Genomic DNA, 20,336 nt, shown 5'->3' with positions numbered 1-20,336 from the left:
ACGCGGTGAACATGACCGAGAAGAAGAACGCACACACTACCCGGAGCACCGGCGTGAACGCGAAGGCCACCGCCACCAAGGCCAAGGAGACCACGGAAAAGGCCAAGGACACCGCGGGCAAGGCGGAGACCACGGCGAAGTCCGCCGCGGCGGGCGCGGCGACGACCGCGGCGCACACCGCTCATGTCGCCGCCGACAAGGCTCAAGTGGCTGCCGGGAAGGCCGTGGCCACCGGTCGTGCCGTGGCCGCCGAGGCGCCCAAGAAGGCCGCCGCGGCGGCGGGTTCGGCCTGGATGATGATCAAGGCGCGGAAGGTCCTGGCAGCCGTCGCCGGCGCCGGTGCCGCCGCGGCGGGCGCCACCACCGCGATCGTCCTGCGCAGGCGCGCGGCTCGTCGTCGCGGCCCGCTGGCACGGCTGACCGGCGGTCGGCTCGGCTCCTGATTTTCGCCCGCACGACGAGCGGGACGAGCACGACGAGCAGGGCGAGCACGACGAGCAGGGCGAGCACAATGGCCGGGGCGAAGCGATGCCTTCAGGAGCGGGGATTCGCCCGTACGACCTCGCGGGACATCGCCGCCGCCGCCAACGCGCCGCTCGGCACGATCAATTACCACTACGGCTCGAAGGAGCGGCTGCTCAACGCTGCCCTGCTGGAAACGCTCGACGAGTGGAGCGAGAAGGTGCGGTCCGGCTCGGCGGAGCCCGTACCGGGCTCAGGGGCCGGGGCGCGAGTGGAGTCGATGTGGGCCCGGATCGTCGAGTCCGAGACCACGGACCGGCCGCTGCTGGTGGCCAGCGCCGAGGCGCTCGCCCAGGCCGAACGGTCCGCCGAGGTCCGGCAGCAGCTCGCCGACGCGTTCGAACGGTCCCGTACGGCGCTGGCGGCCGATCTGCACGGCATCGAGGGCGCGGAGGAGGGCGGGGTGGCCCGTGCCGTCGGGTCGGTGCACATGGCCCTGATCGCCGGACTGACCCAGCAGTGGCTGGTCGATCCCGAGCGCGCCCCCTCGGCGCGGGAGGTGGCCACCGGCCTGCGGAGGATCGCCCGGGCCCTCGAGTCCGGCTCCTGATCCGGGGTGGGAGGAGTGGCACGGCCTTTCACTCATCTGCATGTGCACACGCAGTACTCGCTCCTGGACGGCGCGGCCCGGCTGAGGGATCTCTTCGCGGTCTGCCAGGAGTTGGGCATGTCGCACATCGCCATGACGGACCACGGCAACCTCCACGGCGCGTATGACTTCTTCCAGCAGGCCACGTCCTCGGGTGTGACGCCGGTCATCGGAATCGAGGCGTATGTCGCCCCGGAGTCGCGGCGTGCCAAGCGCAAGGTCCTGTGGGGGCAGCCCCATCAGAAGCGTGATGATGTCTCGGGCTCGGGCGGCTACACCCACAAGACGATCTGGGCGGCGGACAACACCGGGCTGCACCATCTGTTCCGGCTGTCGTCGGGCGCGTATGCGCAGGGCTGGCTCCAGAAGTGGCCACGGATGGACAAGGAAGTCATCGCCGAGCATGCCGAGAGGCTGATCGCCTCGACCGGCCGGCGGTGGCCGTCACCCGGGCGACCTGACCCGGGGCCCGCCGCCGGGTCTCACACCTTCCGCACCCCCGTTACGCAAGCGACTTGCAATTCTTGCGCTACGCTTGCGTGCATGACGCGACGACTTGCTGAAGTGGCGAAGAAGGTCGGTGTCAGCGAGGCCACGGTCAGCCGGGTCCTCAACGGCAAGCCCGGGGTCTCCGAAGCCACCCGGCAGGCGGTGCTCTCCGCGCTGGACGTCCTCGGCTACGAGCGGCCCACGCAGCTGCGGGGCGACCGGGCCCGGCTGGTGGGGCTGGTGCTGCCCGAGCTGCAGAACCCCATCTTCCCGGCGTTCGCCGAGGTCATCGGCGGGGCGCTGGCCCAGCTCGGACTGACCCCGGTGCTGTGCACCCAGACCAAGGGCGGGGTCTCCGAGGCCGATTACGTGGCCCTGCTGCTGCAACAGCAGGTCTCCGGGGTGGTGTTCGCGGGCGGGCTGTACGCGCAGGCCGACGCGCCGCATGACCACTACCGGCAGCTCGCCGAGCGCAACATCCCGGTGGTGCTGGTCAACGCGGCCATCGAGCACCTCGGCTTCCCGGCCGTCTCCTGCGACGACGCCGTGGCCATGGAGCAGGCGTGGCGGCATCTGGCCTCCCTCGGCCACGAGCGGATCGGGCTGGTGCTCGGGCCCGGTGACCACATGCCGTCGGCACGCAAGCTGGCCGCCGCGCGGGCGATCGCCGACCGCCTTCCGGATGAGTTCGTGGCCCGGGCGATCTTCTCGATCGAGGGCGGCCACGCCGCGGCCTCCCGGCTGATCGACCGGGGCGTCACGGGCATCATCTGCGCCAGCGACCCGCTCGCCCTGGGCGCGATACGAGCCGCGCGCCGCAAGGGGCTCGGCGTGCCGTCGCGGGTGTCCGTGGTCGGCTACGACGACTCCGCGTTCATGAACTGCACCGAGCCGCCGCTGACCACCGTACGCCAGCCCATCGAGGCCATGGGCAGAGCGGCGGTGGAGGTGCTGAACGCGCAGATCGGCGGGGTGGCCGTCCCCGCCGAGGAGCTTTTGTTCGAGCCGGAGCTGGTGGTGCGCGGCTCCACCGCCCAGGCGCCGCGGGAGTGAGCGGGCGGAGGACCGTCGAGGGGTGATCGAAAGGGCGGTCGCAAGACGCCGCCGGACTCAATCCGCATGATTCGCAGTGCAGTTGAATAATTACAGAATCTACGCGACATCTTGCGGGCCGATGTCGTCGGTGCTTGAGTGTGCGGCGCACTCACGGTTGTGTGCGCCCCGCTCGCGGCCGTGGGGCTTCCCTGCTCCTGTACAGAGGGGTCCACCCATGAGAAGCACCGGGTTCCGTCGTACTCTCATCGCGCTCAGCACGTTCTCCCTCGCCCTCACCGCCTGCGGCGGGTCGGACGACGGATCGGCGGGCGGAAAGACGCGTATCACCGTCAACTGCATGCCGCCCAAGAGCGCCAAGGTCGACCGCAGGTTCTTCGAGGAGGACATCGCCTCCTTCGAGAGGCAGAACCCGGACATCGACGTCGTCGCGCATGACGCGTTCCCCTGCCAGGACCCGAAGACGTTCGACGCCAAGCTGGCCGGGGGCCAGATGGAGAACGTCTTCTACACGTACTTCACCGACGCCGGACATGTGGTCGACATCAACCAGGCGGCCGATCTCACCCCGTACGTCAAGGAGTTGAAGAGCTACTCCACCCTCAGCAAGCAGCTGCGCGACATCTACACGGTCGACGGCAAGATCTACGGCATCCCGCGCACCGGCTACTCGATGGGTCTGATCTACAACCGCGAGCTCTTCGAGAAGGCCGGACTCGACCCCGACAAGCCGCCGATGACGTGGGAGGAGGTCCGCGCCGACGCCAAGAGGATCGCCGAGCTGGGCGGCGGCACGGTCGGCTACGCGGACTACAGCGCCCAGAACCAGGGCGGCTGGCACTTCACGGCCGAGCTGTACTCACAGGGCGGCGATGTCGTCAGCGCGGACGGCGAGAAGGCCACCATCGACACCCCCGAGGCGCGCGCCGTCCTGCGGAACCTGCACGACATGCGCTGGGTGGACGACTCGATGGGCAGCAAACAGCTCCTGGTCATCAACGACGCCCAGCAGCTGATGGGCTCCGGCAAGCTGGGCATGTACCTCGCCGCGCCCGACAACATCCCGATCCTGGTGAAGGAGAAGGGCGGCAACTACAAGGACCTCGCCATCGCCCCCATGCCCGGTGGCAAGGGCACGCTCATCGGCGGCGACGGCTACATGTTCCAGAAGAAGGACACGCCCGCCCAGATCCGGGCCGGCCTCAAGTGGCTCGACCATATGTTCCTCACCCCGGGCAAGGGCTTCCTCGGCGACTACGTCCGCGCCAAGAAGCGGAACGCCCCGGTGGGCCTGCCCGAGCCGCGGCTGTTCACCGGCGCCGCCGACGCCAAGGACCAGCAGCTCAAGAAGGCCAACGCCAATGTCCCCGTGGGCAACTACCAGACCTTCCTCGACGGCAACCAGAAGCTGCGGATGAAGATCGAGCCGCCGCACGCCCAGCAGATCTACTCGGTGCTCGACGGGGCCGTCTCCGCCGTCCTCACCAAGAAGGACGCCGATATCGACCAGCTCCTGAAGGAAGCCTCCGACAAGATCGACAACATTCTGGCCCGGGGCTGACCCGATGACCAAGACCGCTGCGCGGCCGCCCGCCGAGGCGATCGCCGTCCACCCGGTGCAGGCGCCGCCCCCGGCGGGGGGTCGGGGGCGGCGCCGTCTGGCCGACCAGGTCCGGGCCTATGGCTTCCTCCTCGGCGGCCTGATCTGCTTCGCGCTGTTCTCCTGGTATCCGGCGATCCGCGCGGTCGTGATCGCCTTCCAGAAGTACACGCCCGGCTCGTCCCCCGAATGGGTCGGCACCGCCAACTTCACCCGTGTCCTGCACGATCCGGAGTTCACCGCGGCCTGGCGGAACACCCTCACCTTCACCCTGCTGGCGCTGCTCATCGGCTTCGCGATCCCGTTCCTGCTCGCCCTCGTGCTCAATGAACTCCGGCACGCCAAGGCGTTCTTCAGGGTCGTGGTCTATCTGCCGGTGATGATCCCGCCGGTGGTCAGCGCCCTGCTGTGGAAGTGGTTCTACGACCCGGGCGCCGGGCTGGCCAACGAGGCACTGCGCTTTTCGCACCTGCCCACCTCGAACTGGTCCAACGGCGCCGACACCGCCCTGATCTCCCTCGTCATCGTGGCCACCTGGGCCAATATGGGCGGCACCGTCCTGATCTACCTGGCGGCGCTGCAGTCCATCCCCGGTGAGCTGTACGAGGCGGCCGAACTGGACGGTGCCGGCCTGCTCCAGCGCATCCGCCACGTCACGATCCCCCAGACCCGGTTCGTGATCCTCATGCTGATGCTGCTCCAGATCATCGCGACGATGCAGGTCTTCACCGAGCCGTTCGTGATCACCGGCGGTGGCCCGGAGAACGCCACGGTCACCGTCCTCTACCTGATCTACAAGTACGCCTTCCTCTACAACGACTTCGGTGGCGCCTGCGCGCTGAGCGTGATGCTGCTCGTGCTGCTCGGCGCCTTCTCCGCCCTCTATCTGCGGCTCACCCGCTCCGGGGAGGACGACGCATGAGCACCCGGACCCTCGTCTCCCCCGCCACCCTGGCCCGCCCCCGCGGCCGGGCCGTCTACTGGACGGTCTTCACGGGCGTGGTGGTGCTGTTCGCGATCGCCTTCCTCTTCCCGGTCTACTGGATGGTGACCGGTGCGATGAAGTCGCCGGACGAGGTGGCGAAGACCCCGCCCACCCTCGTCCCCGAGCAGTGGCACCTCAGCGGCTACAGCGATGCCTGGGACCTGATGCAGCTTCCGCGGCACCTGTGGAACACGGTGGTCCAGGCGACCGGGGCCTGGCTGTTCCAGCTGGTGTTCTGCACGGCCGCCGCCTACGCCCTGTCCAGGCTGAAGCCCGCCTTCGGCAAGGTGATCCTCGGTGGCATCCTGGCCACGCTGATGGTCCCGGCCCAGGCGCTGGTCGTGCCGAAGTACCTGACCGTCGCCGACCTGCCGCTGATCCACACCAGCCTGCTCAACGATCCGCTCGCGATCTGGCTGCCGGCCGTCGCCAACGCCTTCAACCTCTATCTCCTCAAGCGGTTCTTCGACCAGATCCCGCGCGATGTCCTGGAGGCCGCCGAGATCGACGGCGCCGGAAAGCTGCGCACCCTGTGGTCGATCGTGCTGCCCATGTCGCGTCCGGTGCTCGGCGTCGTGTCGATCTTCGCGCTGGTGGCGGTGTGGCAGGACTTCCTGTGGCCGCTGATGGTCTTCTCCGACACCGGCAAGCAGCCGATCAGCGTGGCACTCGTCCAGCTGTCGCAGAACATCCAGCTGACCGTGCTCATCGCCGCGATGGTCATCGCCAGCATCCCGATGGTCGCGCTGTTCCTCGTCTTCCAGCGGCACATCATCGCCGGGATCAGCGCGGGCAGCACGAAGGGCTGACACCGCCCCCTCGACAGAAAGGCTCCCACCGTGGCCCAGCCCACCCCTGCCCGGACACCGAACGACTGGTGGCGCTCCGCCGTCATCTACCAGGTGTACGTACGCAGCTTCGCCGACGGGGACGGCGATGGCACCGGCGACCTCGCGGGCGTCCGCGCCAGGCTGCCGTACCTCGCCGAACTCGGCGTCGACGCGCTGTGGTTCAGCCCCTGGTACCAGTCGCCCATGAAGGACGGCGGCTATGACGTCGCCGACTACCGCGCCATCGACCCGGCCTTCGGCACCCTGGCCGAGGCGGAGAAGCTCATCGCCGAGGCCCGTGAGCTGGGCATCCGCACGATCGTCGACATCGTGCCGAACCACGTCTCCGATCAGCACCCCTGGTGGCGGGCCGCCCTCGCGGGCGGTGCCGAGCGCGAGCTGTTCCACCTCCGACCGGGCCGCGGCGACCATGGTGAACTGCCGCCCAACGACTGGACGTCGGAGTTCGGCGGCCCCGCGTGGACCCGGCTGCCCGACGGCCACTGGTATCTGCATCTGTTCGCCCCCGAGCAGCCGGACCTCAACTGGGCCCACCCGGCCGTACGCCAGGAGCACGAGGACATCCTGCGCTTCTGGTTCGAGCGGGGTGTCGCGGGGGTGCGCGTCGACTCGGCCGCCCTGCTGGCCAAGGATCCCCGGCTGCCCGACTTCGTCGCGGGCCGCGATCCGCATCCGTATGTCGACCTCGATGAGCTCCATGACATCTACCGCTCCTGGCGCGCGGTGGCCGACGAGTACGGCGGTGTCTTCGTCGGCGAGGTGTGGCTGCCGGACAGCGAGCGCTTCGCCCGCTATCTGCGCCCCGACGAGCTGCACACCGCCTTCAACTTCTCCTTTCTGGCCTGCCCCTGGGACGCCCGGCGGCTGCGGACGTCGATCGACGAGACGCTCGCCGAACACGCTCCGGTGGGCGCTCCGGCCACCTGGGTGCTGTGCAACCACGATGTGACCCGCACGGTCACCCGCTACGGGCGCGAGGACACCGGTTTCGACTTCGCCACCAAGGTCTTCGGCACCCCCACCGACCTCGCCCTCGGCACCCGGCGGGCGCGGGCCGCCGCCCTGCTGTCGCTGGCCCTGCCCGGCGCGGTCTACGTCTACCAGGGCGAGGAACTGGGCCTGCCCGAGGCCGAGATCCCCCGCGACCGCATCCAGGACCCGATGCACTTCCGCTCCGGTGGCACCGACCCGGGCCGCGACGGCTGCCGGGTGCCACTGCCGTGGGCGGCGGAGGGGCCGTACGCCGGTTTCGGCTCGCGCCAGGAGCCGTGGCTGCCGCAGCCCGCGCACTGGGCGGTGTACGCGGCCGATCTGCAGACGGAGGACCCGGGCTCGATGCTCAGCCTCTACCGCGCGGCGATTCGCGTCCGCCGCGCCACCCCCGGCTTCGGCGACGGGCCGCTGACCTGGCTCCCCTCGGCCGACGGTGTCCTGGCCTTCGCCCGTGACGACGGTCTGGTCTGCGTGGTCAACCTCGCGGACACCCCCACCGAGCTGGACGCCACCTCCCGACTTCTGCTCAGCAGCGGCCCGCTGGACGACCGGGGCCGCCTTCCGCGGGACACGGCGGCCTGGCTGCTCCGCTGAGCCGCCACCCCCACCGCGCTGTCCCACCACCCCCACCACGAAGGGATCAGCACATGCACCGCAGCGGTACCGCATCGGCATCCACCAAGCGCCTGTCGGCGATCGGCGTGGCCGTCGCCCTGGCGGCCGGCACGCTCGTCACGCTGACCCCCACGGCCGCGCACGCGGCCGCGGGCGCCTCCCTGCCGTTCACCTCGGCCGAGGCCGAGTCGGCCACCACCACGGGGACGAAGATCGGCCCCGACTTCACCCAGGGCACGCTCGCCTCCGAGGCGTCCGGGCGCCAGGCCGTCCGCCTCGCCTCCGGGCAGCGCGTGGAGTTCACCGCGCCGCGCGCGGCCAACGCGGTGAACGTGGCCTACAGCGTGCCCGACGGCCAGTCGGGCACGCTCAACGTCTATGTCAACGGCACCAAGCTGGCCAAGACCATCGCGGTCACGTCCAAGTACTCGTACGTGGACACCGGCTGGATCGCGGGGTCGAAGACCCACCACCTCTACGACAACGCCCGGCTGCTGCTCGGCCAGAACGTCCAGGCCGGTGACAAGATCGCCTTCGAAGCGGCGAACACACAGGTCACCGTGGACGTGGCCGACTTCGAGCAGGTCGCGGCGGCCGCCTCCCAGCCCGCCGGATCGGTGTCCGTCACCTCCAAGGGCGCCGACCCCAGCGGGCAGGGCGACTCCACCCAGGCGTTCCGGGACGCCATCGCCGCCGCCCAGGGCGGAGTGGTCTGGATCCCGCCGGGCGACTACAGGCTGACCTCCTCGCTGAACGGCGTCCAGAACGTCACCCTCCAGGGCGCCGGCGGCTGGCATTCCGTGGTGCACACCTCGCGGTTCATCGACCAGTCCAGCTCCTCCGGCAACGTGCACATCAAGGACTTCGCGGTCATCGGCGAGGTCACCGAGCGCGTCGACTCCAACCCCGACAACTTCGTCAACGGCTCGCTCGGCCCGGGTTCCAGCGTGTCCGGCATGTGGCTGCAGCACCTGAAGGTCGGTCTGTGGCTGATGGGCAACAACGACAACCTGGTGGTCGAGAACAACCGCTTCCTGGACATGACGGCCGACGGCCTCAACCTCAACGGCACCGCGAAGAACGTACGCGTGCGGAACAACTTCCTGCGCAACCAGGGCGACGACGCGCTCGCCATGTGGTCGCTGAACTCGCCGGACACCAACAGCAGCTTCGAGAGCAACACCATCTCGCAGCCGAACCTCGCCAATGGCATCGCCATCTACGGCGGTACGGACATCACGGTCAAGAACAACCTGATCTCGGACACCAACGCCCTGGGCAGCGGTATCGCCATCTCCAACCAGAAGTTCATGGACCCGTTCCACCCGCTGGCCGGCACGATCACGGTCGACGGGAACACGCTGGTCCGCGCGGGTGCCATGAACCCCAACTGGAACCACCCGATGGGCGCCCTGCGCGTCGACTCCTACGACAGCGCGATCGAGGCCACCGTCAACATCACCAACACGACCATCACCGACAGCCCGTACAGCGCCTTCGAGTTCGTCTCCGGCGGCGGCAGGGGCTACGCGGTCAAGAACGTCAATGTGTCCGGCGCGACCGTGACCAACCCCGGAACGGTCGTCGTCCAGGCCGAGGCGCAGGGGGCGGCGAAGTTCAGCGATGTCACGGCCTCCAGCGTCGGCGCGGCGGGCGTCTACAACTGCCCCTACCCGTCCGGCTCCGGCACCTTCAGCCTCACCGACGGCGGGGGCAACTCCGGCTGGAGCAGCACCTGGTCGGACTGTGCCGGCTGGCCCCAGCCCGGCCAGGGCAACCCGGATCCCGAGCCGGGCCGCAACCTCGCCAAGGGCCGCCCGGCCACCGCGACCGGCTCCCAGGACGTCTACACCCCCGGCAAGGCGGTCGACGGCGACGCGAACACCTACTGGGAGTCGGCCAACAACGCCTTTCCGCAGGCCCTGACCGTGGACCTCGGCTCCAGCCAGGCGGTCCGCCGGCTGGTGCTGAAGCTGCCGCCCTCGTCGGCGTGGGGCGCCCGCACCCAGACGCTGTCCGTGCTGGGCAGCACCGACGGCTCCGGGTACTCGACGGTGGTGGGCTCGCAGGGCTACCGCTTCGACCCGGCGTCCGGCAACAAGGTCACCGTCGCCCTGCCCGACAGCACGAATGCGCGCTATCTGAGGCTCAGCGTCACCGGCAACACCGGCTGGCCGGCGGCCCAGGTCAGTGAGGTGGAGGCGTATCTGACCTCCTCGTGAGCCCCGTCCTCACGCCGGGGAGCGGGGTGGGGATCAAGGTCATCACCAGGAGGCTTGCATGATCATGCATAACCCTGCATACTCCTGCTGTGTCCAAAGTTCTCACCTCCCTCCCTGTCGGCCAACGCGTCGGGATCGCCTTCTCCGGCGGCCTCGACACCTCGGTAGCGGTCGCGTGGATGCGCGACAAGGGCGCGGTGCCCTGCACCTACACCGCCGACATCGGCCAGTACGACGAGCCCGACATCGCCTCGGTCCCCGGGCGCGCCACGACGTACGGCGCGGAGGTCGCCCGACTGGTGGACTGCCGGGCGGCCCTGGTGGAGGAGGGGCTCGCGGCGCTCGCCTGCGGGGCGTTCCACATCCGCTCCGGCGGCCGCAGCTACTTCAACACCACCCCGCTCGGGCGGGCGGTCACCGGCACCCTGCTGGTGCGCGCCATGCTCGAGGACAATGTGCAGATCTGGGGCGACGGCTCCACCTTCAAGGGCAATGACATCGAGCGGTTCTACCGCTACGGCCTGCTGGCCAACCCCTCCCTGCGGATCTACAAGCCGTGGCTGGACGCCGACTTCGTCAGCGAGCTCGGCGGCCGCAAGGAGATGTCGGAGTGGCTGCTCGCCCATGACCTGCCCTACCGGGACAGCACGGAGAAGGCGTACTCCACCGACGCCAACATCTGGGGCGCCACCCACGAGGCCAAGTCGCTCGAGCACCTCGACACCGGTATCGAGATCGTCCAGCCGATCATGGGCGTGCGGTTCTGGGACCCGTCGGTCGAGATAGCGGCCGAGGACGTCACGATCGGCTTCGAGCAGGGCCGCCCGGTGACGATCAACGGCAAGGAGTTCGCCTCCGCCGTCGATCTGGTGCTGGAGGCCAACGCCATCGGCGGTCGGCACGGCATGGGCATGTCCGACCAGATCGAGAACCGCGTCATCGAGGCCAAGAGCCGGGGCATCTACGAGGCGCCGGGCATGGCGCTGCTGCACGCGGCGTACGAGCGGCTGGTCAACGCGATCCACAACGAGGACACCGTCGCCACCTACCACACCGAGGGGCGCCGCCTCGGCCGGCTCATGTACGAGGGCCGCTGGCTGGACCCGCAGGCGCTGATGGTGCGCGAGTCGCTGCAGCGCTGGGTCGGCGCGGCGATCACCGGCGAGGTGACCCTGCGGCTGCGGCGCGGTGAGGACTACTCCATCCTGGACACCTCCGGACCGGCGTTCAGCTACCACCCGGAGAAGCTCTCCATGGAGCGGACCGAGGACTCCGCCTTCGGTCCGGTGGACCGGATCGGCCAGCTGACCATGCGCAACCTCGACATCGCCGACTCGCGCGCCAAGCTGGAGCAGTACGCCGGTCTCGGCATGGTCGGCAGCTCGCATCCGGCGCTGATCGGCGCCGCGCAGGCGGCCTCCACCGGGCTGATCGGCGCGATGCCGCAGGGCGCCTCCGAGGCGATCGCCTCGGACGGGCAGGTGTCCGGGCAGGACAAGCTGCTCGACCGCGCCGCGATGGAGTTCGGCGCCGACTGACCTCCCCGCTTCCCTGGTCCGCCGCCCACCCGCGCCCGAGCGCGGGTGGGCGGCGGCGTATTCCGGCAGGACCGGGTCAGCGCACGGGCTGCTCCGCCGTGCCGCCGCCCAGACCGCCGACGTACGAGGCGATCCAGGCCAGCGGCGCGTTCCAGTTGATGGTGATCTCGTTGGTGGAGAACGCCATCAGGCTGTCGGTGTAGCACATCGCCGGGGCGCAGCCCTTCAGCTTCTTCTTGGCCACCGGGTCCTGCAGCCCGGAGTTCGGGCCGCCCGCCAGTGAGCCGGGTGCCGGACGCGGCAGCCGGTGGTCGAGCTGGTGGGCCCAGAAGCGGTGGTGCTGGTTGTGCGAGTCCCGTTCGCCGTGGCCGGTGACATAGGACTGGTTGAGCGGATTGCCGCCCAGCAGATAGTCCATGCCGCGGAGCACCGCGTCGAGGTAGCGGTCCTTGCCCGTCAGGTCGTGCGCGGTGGCGAGCACGATCATGTTGTTGAGCACCTGGCTGTTGGAGCCCCACTCGTACGTGCCGTCCTTCGGCGCGTACGGCACGCCGTAGGCCGACTTGGCGGAGTCCGCGGCGTAGCGGTCGGCGGCCTTCGTCACCATCGCCCGCGCCTCGGCGCGCTGCCGCTCGGTGAGCTTGTTGGGGACGGTGGCCAGGTCCAGCGCTCCGAGGCCCGCGGTCGAGGCCCACGACATGCCGCCGCCGCGCGGGAAGAGCGCGCCCACGTCGTGGTGCAGCGGCGAGTCGAGCACCGCCTTGGCGTAGGCGTGGTCGCCGGTGGTGATGAACAGCTCGGCCGCGGCCCAGTAGAACTCGTCGCCGACGTGACGGTCGCCGTAGGCCCCGCCGCCCGTGGAGTCCTTGTCGCCGGCGTAGATCTTCGGATGTGCCTTGGCCGCGTCCCACGCGGTCCGGGCCGCGTGCAGACAGCGGGCGGCGAACTCCGGGTCGTAGGACTTGAACAGCCGGGCGCTCTGCGCGGCGGACGCCGCCAGGTTGAGCGTGGCCGCGGTGGACGGCTTGTGCAGCTCACGCTGCTGCTGGTCCTGGTCCGGCCGGGTCGGGAACCCGGTCCACTGCTTGTCGTGCACCTTATGGAACGCCATACCGGCGAGCGGCTCGCCCTTCGGCACCTGCATGCGCAGCAGGAATTCCATCTCCCAGCGGGCCTCGTCCAGGATGTCCGGGACGCCGTTGCCACGCTCGGGCACCCGGAGCCGGCCGTCGCCCAGCGGCGCGGCGTCGACGCCCTTGGTGGTGCGGGTGCGCTCGTACGCGGACATCAGCTGGGCCACCGAGATACCGCCGTTGACGACGTACTTGCCCTGGTCACCAGCGTCGTACCAGCCACCGGCGACATTCCGGCGGTAGTCGCACACGCCCTTGACGCACGGGACGTCGGTGTCGCCCCGGTGCGGGGCCGCCTTGTCATGGCCGGCGGGACGGGCGTACTTGGCGCCCACGAGGTCCGCGTCGATCTTGATGCCGCTGCGGTTGTGGTAGAAGTACGCGAGCGCGTCGCTCCGCAGCGAGTCGTAGAGGTGGTCACCGATGGCGAACGGCTCGCTCTTCTTCCCGTCGATGGTGACGGTGTACCCCTCGCCCGCGTCCGTGACCTCGCTGAAGTCGAAGGTCTGGACATTCTGCCGGGAGCTGGGGTCGACGCCCCGGGGCGTGGTGGTGCCGCCCGCCCGCTCGGTGCCGTCGGCGGCCCGAAGCGTCCAGGTCAGCGGCTTGGTGGCGGGGGTGACCACGGTGCCCTTCTTGGGGCCGTGGGTCAGATAGCCGACCTGGTTCACCCGCACCGGCGAGCCGGTGTCGGCCTTGGGAGCGGCCGTCCCGGCGCCGTGCCGCGCGTGGTGGTCCACGGCGCCCGCCGCGGGCGCGGCCAGGGCGCCCAGGGTCAGTCCGGCCGCGACCGCCGCGCCCACCATGCGTCGTCGGCGGCGGCGGTCGGTCCGGTCAGGGGTGATCCGTACGCGAGGAGCGGTAGCAGACAAGACTCAGCACTTCCGGGGGTTCGGCGTCTTTTCCGTCCCTCAGAGGCTATGAAGAGGCCCTGGCCTGCGGCTTCGTACGCTTAGCCGAAATCCGGGTACACCAGGTGACCGGGGTCGGCCTCCTTCAATCGAGGTATCGCCGGAGGTGAGCCGCGGTGGCGACGGGCTACCAGCGGGCGAGGTCCGCCTGGAAGGACGGGTCGAAGCGCCGCATGTACCCGGTGTCATCGCGGTTGCGCAGTCCGCACCGGAGGTACTGCTCATGCAGCCGCGCCAGGGCGTCGGGGTCCAGCTCCACGCCGAGGCCGGGGGCGCCCGGCACGGGCACCGCGCCGTCCACGAAGGTCAGCGCGCCGTCCACGATCACGTCCTCGGTCTTCCACGGCCAGTGGGTGTCACAGGCGTAGGTGAGGTTCGGGGTGGCCGCGGCCAGGTGGGTCATCGCGGCCAGGCTGATGCCCAGGTGCGAGTTCGAGTGCATGGACAGGCCCATGCCGAAGGTGTCGCAGATGCCGGAGAGCAGCTTGGAGCGGCGCAGCCCGCCCCAGTAGTGGTGGTCGGAGAGGACGACCTGGACGGCGTCGGCGGCCACCGCGGGGGCCAGCTCGTCGAAGGCGACCACACACATGTTGGTGGCCAGCGGCATGGGGACCTCGCGGGCGACCGCGGCCATGCCGTCGATCCCGGGGGTGGGGTCCTCCAGATACTCCAGCACGCCCTCGAGCGCGCGCCCGACCTTCACCGAGGTCTCCGTCGTCCAGACGGCATTGGGGTCCAGGCGCAGCGGATGGCCGGGGAAGGCGCGGCGCAGCGCCCGGATCGCCTCGATCTCCTCCTCGGGGGGCCGGACGCCGCCCTTCAGCTTGATCGCGGTGAAGCCGTAGTCATCCACCATCCGGCGGGCCTGCGCCACGATGGCATCGGGGTCGAGGGCCTCGCCCCACTCGTCCGGCTCCTGGCCGGGGTGGGCGGCCCACTTGTAGAAGAGGTAGGCGCTGAACGGGACGGCGGACCGTACGGCGCCGCCGAGCAGGTCGCTGACCGGGCGGCCGATGGCCTTGCCCTGGATGTCCAGGAGCGCCACCTCGAACGGGGAGACGACGCGGTCGACGGTGCTGCTGGTGGTGATCATGCCGGTGAGCCCGGAGCCGCCGGAGCCGCCGACGCGGTCGATGACCCGCTGGACGCGCTGGTGCAGCTCCTCGGTGGCGAAGGCGTCCAGCCCGACGATCTCCTGTCCGACGGCCGTGAGGCGCTCCAGGTGGAGCTCGTCCGCGTAGGTCTCGCCGAGCCCGGTCAGGCCCGCGTCGGTGTGGATCTGCACGATCGAGCGGAGCGCGAAGGGCTCGTGGACGCCGACGGAGTTGAGCAGGGCCGGGTCGCGGAAGGCGACGGGGGTGATGGTGACATCCGTGATGCGCAGGGGTGCTCCGTCAGACATCGACGTCCATTCAGATGGTTGAACAGGTGGTAGGTGTGCGAACCCTATCAAGGGGCTGCCCCGCCGACGAGCAGCCAAAACACCCATCACAACTCATGCGATTCCGCGTGGAATTGTTGCTTCCGGAGTCATTGACCGAGGGAACGGCTGATCGTAAGGTCTGCACCCCACTGCCAGTGGGTTCATGTACATGAACGAAGCGAGGAGAGCCGCCATGGTGAATCCCCCCGCCCCCGACCGTGACCCGGCCGCCTCCTCGGAGCTCGTCCAACGGTGCGTGACCAAGTTTCTTCGACGTGTGATGCCGATCCTGGTCATCATGCTCGTGGTCAACCAGATGGACCGCACCAACGTCGGCTTCGTCCAGGACGACCTCAAGGCCGACATCGGCATCGGAAGCGCGGCCTACGGGCTCGGCGCCGGGCTGTTCTTCATCGGCTACGCCCTGCTCGAAGTCCCCAGCAACATGCTGATGGAGCGCTTCGGCGCCCGCGTCTGGCTCACCCGGATCATGATCAGCTGGGGCGCCGTGACCGTCCTGATGTGCTTCATGACGGGGGCCACCTCCTTCTACGCCCTGCGGTTCCTGCTGGGCATCGCGGAGGCGGGGTTCTTCCCCGGCGTGATGTACTACCTCACCACCTGGCTGCCGGACTCCGCGCGCGGCCGGGCCAGCGCCATCTTCCTCGGCGGCTCGGCCACCGCCTACATCGTCACCGGCCCCATCAGCGGCGCACTGCTGGAAATGCACGGCCTGGGCGGATTCGCGGGCTGGCGCTGGATGTTCGCGCTGGAAGGCGCCCTCTCGATCACCGTGGGCCTCGTCGCCGCCTTCTTCCTCGTCTCGCGGATCGGGGACGCCCGCTGGCTGAGCGGTGAGGAGAAGGCCGCCCTCAGCGCGGCGGTCGAGCGGGACCGCGAGGCGCGCAGCCGCGAGCCTCAGGTGTCCAGGCTGCGGCTGGTGGTCCACCCCCAGGTGGCGCTGCTGACCGGCGTGTTCTTCGCCATGGCGCTCACCGGATACGCGATCACCTTCTGGCTGCCGAGCCTGGTGGACGACATCGGCGGGCTCTCGTCCTTCCAGATCGGGCTGCTCACGGCCGTCCCGTGGATCTGCGCGGTCATCGCGATGTACACGATGAGCCGCTACACCGACCGGGTGCCGGACCGTCGGCCCTACCTCGCCATCGTGCTGGTGCTGTCCGCCATCGGCACCTTCCTCGCCACCCTGGGCTCCCCGTGGTTCGGGCTCGCGGCCGTCACCCTGGCCGCCGTCGGCAGCAAGTGCGCCGCCAACCTCTTCTGGCCGCTGGCCCAGTCCACGCTCGACCTCAGGGTCACGGCCGCGGGGCTCGCCGTCGTCAACTCCCTCGGCAACCTCGGGGGGTTCGTCTCCCCCACCCTCTTCGGCTATCTGGAGGAGACGACGGACAGCACCAACGGCGGCCTCTACGCACTCTCCGCGGCCTCGCTGCTCGCCACCGTGGGCGTCTACTTCATCCGCCGCGGCAGCGGCCGCGGCGGAGCGGAGGCCGCCGCGCCCGCGCCCGTCCGGACCGTCTCCGGGTGACCCCGGCGCGGCCCCGCCCGGAGCCGTGTGGTTCCGGGCGGGGCCGTGTGGTTCCGGGCGGGGCCGTGTGGTTCCGGGCGGGGCCGTGTGGTTCCGGGAGCCGTGGACGGCGTCACCGGCGTACGGCCGTCCCCATGGTGGCGCCGTCGCGGTCAGCCAAGGCCGGACGCGGGCGTGGGCACGGCACGCGTGACCTGGATCTTCTCCCGGAACAGCAGTTCCTCGACCCGGGGGCCGATCTCCCGCTGCCACCGCTCGCTCTGGTAGACGGCCTCGTAGAGCCGCACCCGCTCCGCCTCGTCGGCGAAGCGCCGCAGCCACACATAGCCGTCGGGGTCCTCCTCGTCGATGAACGAGGCGATGACGTCCATCCCCCGCGACGCCTGGAAGGGGATGATCACCTCCTCCATGAAGCCGACCCATTCCTCCCGGCGGCCGGGCCTGGTCTGGTAGCGGCGGATCTCGTAGAACATGCGGGTCTCCTCGGGCTGGTGTGACGGGTGGTGCGAAGTGGCCTCGGGCCTCGGGCATCGGCCGTCGACCGTCGACCGTCGACCGGGAAACGGTCAGGCGCCGGTACGGAGCACCAGTTTGCCGCGGGTGTGGCCGTCCTCCCCCTGGCGGTGGGCGCGGGCGGCCTCCTCCAGCGGGAAGACGTCCGCCACCTCGACCTCGACCGCGCCCTGGTCGATCAGTCCGGCGATGGTGGTCAGGGCGGCGCCGTCCGGCTCGACGAGGAAGGGGCTGGTGCGCACTCCGCGGGCGTCCGCGGCTTCCCGCAGCTCGGGGCTGACGCCACTGGGGACGGCCACCAGCAGTCCCCCCTTCTTGAGCACCTCCAGGGAACGGGTGCTGGTGGCGTCGTGCTCCTCTCCGAGCAGGTCGATCACCACATCGACGTTCCCGACCGCGTCCTCGAAGCGCTGCTCGGTGTAGTCGATCAGCTCCGCCGCTCCGAGCCGGCCGAGCCACTCGTGGCGGCTCTCCCGGGCGGTCCCCACGACCGACGCCCCCAGCTGCCGCGCGAACTGGACGGCGAAGTGCCCGACGCCACCGGCGGCGGCGTGCACCAGAACCCGCTGGCCGGCCTCCACCTTCGCGGTGTCCACCAGGATCTGCCAGGCCGTCAGGGCCGCCAGCGGCACGGCGGCCGCCGCCTCATGGCTCAACGTGGCGGGCTTGCGGGCGAACTGACGGGCGGGGGCCGTCACGAACTCCGCGTAGCCGCCCGCCTGACGGGGGAACCACGGCATTCCGTACACCTCGTCGCCGGGGGCCAGCGTGGTCACCCCGAACCCGACTTCCTCGACCACCCCGGAGACGTCCCAGCCCAGGGTGAACGGCGGCTCGCCCAGCACGCCCGCCATGCCGCCGCCCTGACGGGTCTTCCAGTCGACCGGGTTGACGCCGGCGGCGCGCACCCGCACCAGCACCTCGGTGGGCAGCGGCTCCGGCCGCGCGACCTCCGCGACGCGCAGCACCTCCGGACCGCCGGGCGCGTCCTGTACCACCGCACGCATCATGGACCTGGACACGTGTGCCTCCTGAGCTCATCCGTATCTCTCACGCCCGCTCTCCGAACGCGCTCGCACGCTAACCTCAGGGACGTGGTTACCCACAAGGGACACTGCTACCTTTTGGGTAGTACGAAGCGGCCCGGAAGGTTTCCCCATGAGTACGCGATGCCACACGGGCCAGCACGCCCATCATGATGTGTACGAGGCCCAGTGCCCGTGCCGCGCCATGCTGGATCTGCTGGCCAACAAATGGTCGGCGCTGGCCATCGGCGCCCTGGAGGACGGCCCCCTCCGATTCGGCGCGCTGCAGCGCCGGCTTCAGGGGGTCAGCCCCAAAGTGCTCACCCAGACACTGCGGCGCCTCGAAGACGCCGGGCTGGTGGAGCGGACCGTCTACCCGGCCGTTCCGCTCCATGTGGAGTACGAACTCTCCTCCCTGGGCCACAGCGCGTCCGTTCCGCTCAGGAATCTGCGTCTGTGGGTGGAGGACAATCTGGATCTCACCACCACGGCCGCGAAGCCGATGTGACGACGGCGCCGGTTCCCCTGCCGGTCGCCGCCCGACCCCCCCTCGGCACCCTTCTCGCACATCGAGAGGGCGCCCTGGCCCGGGCCCTGTCAGGCGGTGGGGGCGGTGCGGATGGCGGCGATGTCGAACTGGAGGCGGACCTTCTCACTCACCAGGGCGCCGCCCTCGGCCAGCCTGGCGTTGTAGGTCAGCCCCCATTCGGAGCGGTTGATGGTGGTCGTGCCGTCGAAGCCCGCCCGCTGGTAGCCGAAGGGGTCCGTGACATGTCCGATGTAGGTGAGCTCCAGGACGACGGGGCGGGTGATGTCCCTGATCGTGAGGTCCCCGGCCATACGGTAGACGTCCGGGCCCGCGACCCCCACGGCGGTGCTGATGAACCGGATGTGCGGGAAACTTCTGGCGTCCAGGAAATCCCGGCCCATCAAGTGGTCGTCGCGCTGCTCGACCCCGGTCTGGACACTGGCGGTGGACAGCAGGACCTCGGCCCGGGAGCGGCGCGGGTCGCGGCCGTCGAAGTAGAGTCGGCTCTCGAACTCCGTGAAGGCGCCACGCACCGTGCTCACCATGGCGTGCCGGACGGAGAAACCGATCCGGCTGTGCGCCGGGTCGACGATCCACTCTCCGGTGAGAGCCGCGACGCCGGGGTCCGGCAGAGCGACGGCTCTGGACGTCGCCCGAGTAGTGGGGGCCTCCGGTGCGGCACTGGCGATCGCGCGGCGGGAGGTACTGCGGCTGAACAGGTTCATGCCACCTGTTGTTATTTCAACTTACGGGATGACGCAACCCTTGATCAAGAGCAGATACTCAAGGATCTTGAGTAAGTGTCTGCGATGTACCCCCCGAGGAGAAGCCCCCGTTGACGACCGACAGTTACTACGAGCCGATCGACGAGCACCGCTACAAGCCCACCTCCCACGTCAGTGGCGCCTGGAGCACCGACGAACAGCACTTCAGCCCGCTCGGCGGTCTCATCGTCCACGCCATCGACCGCCATCTCGCCACCCGTCCGCACACCGGACTGCTGCTCAGCCGGATCAGCTTCGACATCCTCGGGCGCCTCGCCCTCGACGAGTGCGAGATCCGGGTGGAGACCATCCGGCCCGGCCGCACCATCGAACTCCTCGAGGCCGTGGTGCTCATCGCCGACCGTCCCGTGGTCCGGGCGCGTGCCTGGCTCCTCGCCACCGTGGACACCGCGTCCGTGGCCGGTGGCCCCGGGGACCGGCTCACCGCTCCCGAGAAGCTCGCCCCCTGGTCGATGGCCTCACTGTGGCCCGGCGGGTACATCGCCTCCCTGGACTCCCGTCCGCTCGCGCCGCGCGAGCCGGGCCGCGCGACCCTCTGGGTCTCCACCCCGCTCGACCTCGTGGCCGGGCAGACCAGCACCCCACTGGCCTCGTACATCGCGCTCGTGGACACCGCCAACGGCATCGCCGTACGGCAGTCGCCGACCACCTGGATGTTCCCCAACGTCGACCTGACCATCCACCTCCACCGGCAGCCCGAGGGCCGCTGGACCGGGCTGGACACCACGGTCACCTTCGGCGCCACCGGCCAGGGCATCACCAGCACCGTGCTGCACGACCTGCGCGGTCCGGTCGGCCACGCCCAGCAGATCCTCACCGTCCGGCCCCTGCCCGGCACCTGACCGCGCACGGGACAGGCCGCCACCGGCGAGGTGGCGGCTCCCCCTGTACGATGAGCCCGCAAGCAACGAACCACTCTGCCTGACGCAGAGCTGGCGCGACCGCTCGGCGGCCGCGGTCCCTCAAGCCCCCTGATCGGCGCGGACCCGGTATCTACCCCGGTCCAGCGCG

General features: G+C 70.1%; 17 protein-coding genes and 1 pseudogene. 13 read left to right on the top strand and 5 right to left on the bottom strand.

What is annotated here, in order from left to right:
* The first annotated feature begins 11 nt into the window (after positions 1-11).
* The 10 genes and pseudogenes from JK364_RS32325 (at position 12) to argG (ending at position 11,457) form a co-directional block, all read left to right on the top strand.
* The gene (locus JK364_RS32325; RefSeq protein ID WP_201854891.1) at positions 12-443 is read left to right on the top strand and encodes a hypothetical protein; all 432 of its coding nucleotides are present in this window, start codon (positions 12-14) and stop codon (positions 441-443) included.
* A gap of 68 nt (positions 444-511) precedes the next feature.
* On the top strand, positions 512-1,072 hold the full coding sequence (locus JK364_RS32320; protein ID WP_201854890.1) for a TetR/AcrR family transcriptional regulator: 561 nt from the start codon (positions 512-514) through the stop codon (positions 1,070-1,072).
* A 6-nt stretch (positions 1,073-1,078) separates the two neighbouring features.
* A pseudogene (locus tag JK364_RS55670) lies at positions 1,079-1,531 on the top strand (PHP domain-containing protein); the annotation flags it as partial.
* Between the two features lie 123 nt (positions 1,532-1,654).
* On the top strand, positions 1,655-2,653 hold the full coding sequence (locus JK364_RS55665) for a LacI family DNA-binding transcriptional regulator (RefSeq protein WP_230992844.1): 999 nt from the start codon (positions 1,655-1,657) through the stop codon (positions 2,651-2,653).
* A gap of 217 nt (positions 2,654-2,870) precedes the next feature.
* Positions 2,871-4,214, top strand: a complete 1,344-nt coding sequence (locus JK364_RS32310; RefSeq protein WP_201854888.1) for an ABC transporter substrate-binding protein — start codon at positions 2,871-2,873, stop codon at positions 4,212-4,214.
* 4 nt (positions 4,215-4,218) lie between these two features.
* Positions 4,219-5,175 (top strand): carbohydrate ABC transporter permease, encoded by a 957-nt coding sequence (locus JK364_RS32305; RefSeq protein WP_201854887.1) that lies wholly within the window; start codon positions 4,219-4,221, stop codon positions 5,173-5,175.
* Positions 5,172-6,047, top strand: coding sequence for a carbohydrate ABC transporter permease (locus JK364_RS32300; protein ID WP_201854886.1), 876 nt, complete (start codon positions 5,172-5,174; stop codon positions 6,045-6,047). Before JK364_RS32305 ends, JK364_RS32300 begins: the two co-directional genes overlap by 4 nt.
* A 30-nt stretch (positions 6,048-6,077) precedes the next feature.
* Positions 6,078-7,676 carry a glycoside hydrolase family 13 protein gene (locus JK364_RS32295; protein WP_201854885.1) on the top strand — a complete coding sequence of 533 codons (1,599 nt, stop codon included), beginning with the start codon at positions 6,078-6,080 and terminating at the stop codon, positions 7,674-7,676.
* Positions 7,677-7,729: 53 nt separating this feature from the next.
* Positions 7,730-9,919, top strand: a complete 2,190-nt coding sequence (locus JK364_RS32290) for a discoidin domain-containing protein (protein WP_201854884.1) — start codon at positions 7,730-7,732, stop codon at positions 9,917-9,919.
* Positions 9,920-10,008: 89 nt separating this feature from the next.
* Complete coding sequence (gene argG, locus JK364_RS32285; RefSeq protein WP_201854883.1) at positions 10,009-11,457, top strand: argininosuccinate synthase; 1,449 nt, start codon at positions 10,009-10,011, stop codon at positions 11,455-11,457.
* Between the two features lie 76 nt (positions 11,458-11,533).
* On the opposite strand, the gene JK364_RS32280 is transcribed toward argG, so the two are convergent.
* On the bottom strand, positions 11,534-13,396 hold the full coding sequence (locus JK364_RS32280; protein WP_201854919.1) for a glycoside hydrolase family 9 protein: 1,863 nt from the start codon (positions 13,394-13,396) through the stop codon (positions 11,534-11,536).
* A gap of 232 nt (positions 13,397-13,628) precedes the next feature.
* The gene (locus tag JK364_RS32275; RefSeq protein WP_201854882.1) at positions 13,629-14,903 is read right to left on the bottom strand and encodes a glucarate dehydratase family protein; all 1,275 of its coding nucleotides are present in this window, start codon (positions 14,901-14,903) and stop codon (positions 13,629-13,631) included.
* 214 nt (positions 14,904-15,117) lie between these two features.
* Between JK364_RS32275 and JK364_RS32270 the strand changes: the two genes are divergently transcribed.
* Positions 15,118-16,473 (top strand): MFS transporter, encoded by a 1,356-nt coding sequence (locus tag JK364_RS32270; protein ID WP_201854881.1) that lies wholly within the window; start codon positions 15,118-15,120, stop codon positions 16,471-16,473.
* Positions 16,474-16,625: 152 nt separating this feature from the next.
* On the opposite strand, the gene JK364_RS32265 is transcribed toward JK364_RS32270, so the two are convergent.
* Together JK364_RS32265 and JK364_RS32260 are read right to left on the bottom strand one after the other, a co-directional pair.
* Complete coding sequence (locus JK364_RS32265) at positions 16,626-16,946, bottom strand: NIPSNAP family protein (RefSeq protein WP_201854880.1); 321 nt, start codon at positions 16,944-16,946, stop codon at positions 16,626-16,628.
* 93 nt (positions 16,947-17,039) lie between these two features.
* Entirely contained in the window at positions 17,040-18,008 is a 969-nt protein-coding gene (locus JK364_RS32260) for an NADP-dependent oxidoreductase (protein WP_372462020.1), read from the bottom strand.
* 136 nt (positions 18,009-18,144) lie between these two features.
* Between JK364_RS32260 and JK364_RS32255 the strand changes: the two genes are divergently transcribed.
* Entirely contained in the window at positions 18,145-18,519 is a 375-nt protein-coding gene (locus JK364_RS32255) for a winged helix-turn-helix transcriptional regulator (RefSeq protein ID WP_044579634.1), read from the top strand.
* Positions 18,520-18,608: 89 nt separating this feature from the next.
* Here the strand turns inward: JK364_RS32255 and JK364_RS32250 are convergent, their stop codons facing one another.
* Complete coding sequence (locus JK364_RS32250) at positions 18,609-19,265, bottom strand: YceI family protein (protein WP_201854879.1); 657 nt, start codon at positions 19,263-19,265, stop codon at positions 18,609-18,611.
* Positions 19,266-19,375: 110 nt separating this feature from the next.
* Here JK364_RS32250 and JK364_RS32245 point away from each other — a divergent pair, with 110 nt between their 5' ends.
* Positions 19,376-20,167 (top strand): thioesterase family protein, encoded by a 792-nt coding sequence (locus tag JK364_RS32245; RefSeq protein ID WP_201854878.1) that lies wholly within the window; start codon positions 19,376-19,378, stop codon positions 20,165-20,167.
* Positions 20,168-20,336 lie beyond the last annotated feature (169 nt).

The organism is Streptomyces endocoffeicus (genome assembly GCF_016741935.1).
Classification (GTDB): Bacteria; Actinomycetota; Actinomycetes; order Streptomycetales; family Streptomycetaceae; genus Streptomyces; species Streptomyces endocoffeicus.
Note: the sequence above shows the minus strand (reverse complement) of the source record. Positions and strands in the feature narration are given on the sequence as shown.

Bases quoted from the DNA above. Each gene is read 5' to 3' on its own strand.
- JK364_RS32325 (WP_201854891.1), top strand. From the start codon at position 12: ATGACCGAGAAGAAGAACGCACACACTACCCGGAGCACCGGCGTGAAC.
- JK364_RS32320 (WP_201854890.1), top strand. From the start codon at position 512: ATGGCCGGGGCGAAGCGATGCCTTCAGGAGCGGGGATTCGCCCGTACG.
- JK364_RS55665 (WP_230992844.1), top strand. From the start codon at position 1,655: ATGACGCGACGACTTGCTGAAGTGGCGAAGAAGGTCGGTGTCAGCGAG.
- JK364_RS32310 (WP_201854888.1), top strand. From the start codon at position 2,871: ATGAGAAGCACCGGGTTCCGTCGTACTCTCATCGCGCTCAGCACGTTC.
- JK364_RS32305 (WP_201854887.1), top strand. From the start codon at position 4,219: ATGACCAAGACCGCTGCGCGGCCGCCCGCCGAGGCGATCGCCGTCCAC.
- JK364_RS32300 (WP_201854886.1), top strand. From the start codon at position 5,172: ATGAGCACCCGGACCCTCGTCTCCCCCGCCACCCTGGCCCGCCCCCGC.
- JK364_RS32290 (WP_201854884.1), top strand. From the start codon at position 7,730: ATGCACCGCAGCGGTACCGCATCGGCATCCACCAAGCGCCTGTCGGCG.
- JK364_RS32280 (WP_201854919.1), bottom strand. From the start codon at position 13,396: ATGGTGGGCGCGGCGGTCGCGGCCGGACTGACCCTGGGCGCCCTGGCC.
- JK364_RS32275 (WP_201854882.1), bottom strand. From the start codon at position 14,903: ATGTCTGACGGAGCACCCCTGCGCATCACGGATGTCACCATCACCCCC.
- JK364_RS32270 (WP_201854881.1), top strand. From the start codon at position 15,118: ATGGTGAATCCCCCCGCCCCCGACCGTGACCCGGCCGCCTCCTCGGAG.
- JK364_RS32265 (WP_201854880.1), bottom strand. From the start codon at position 16,946: ATGTTCTACGAGATCCGCCGCTACCAGACCAGGCCCGGCCGCCGGGAG.
- JK364_RS32255 (WP_044579634.1), top strand. From the start codon at position 18,145: ATGAGTACGCGATGCCACACGGGCCAGCACGCCCATCATGATGTGTAC.
- JK364_RS32250 (WP_201854879.1), bottom strand. From the start codon at position 19,265: ATGAACCTGTTCAGCCGCAGTACCTCCCGCCGCGCGATCGCCAGTGCC.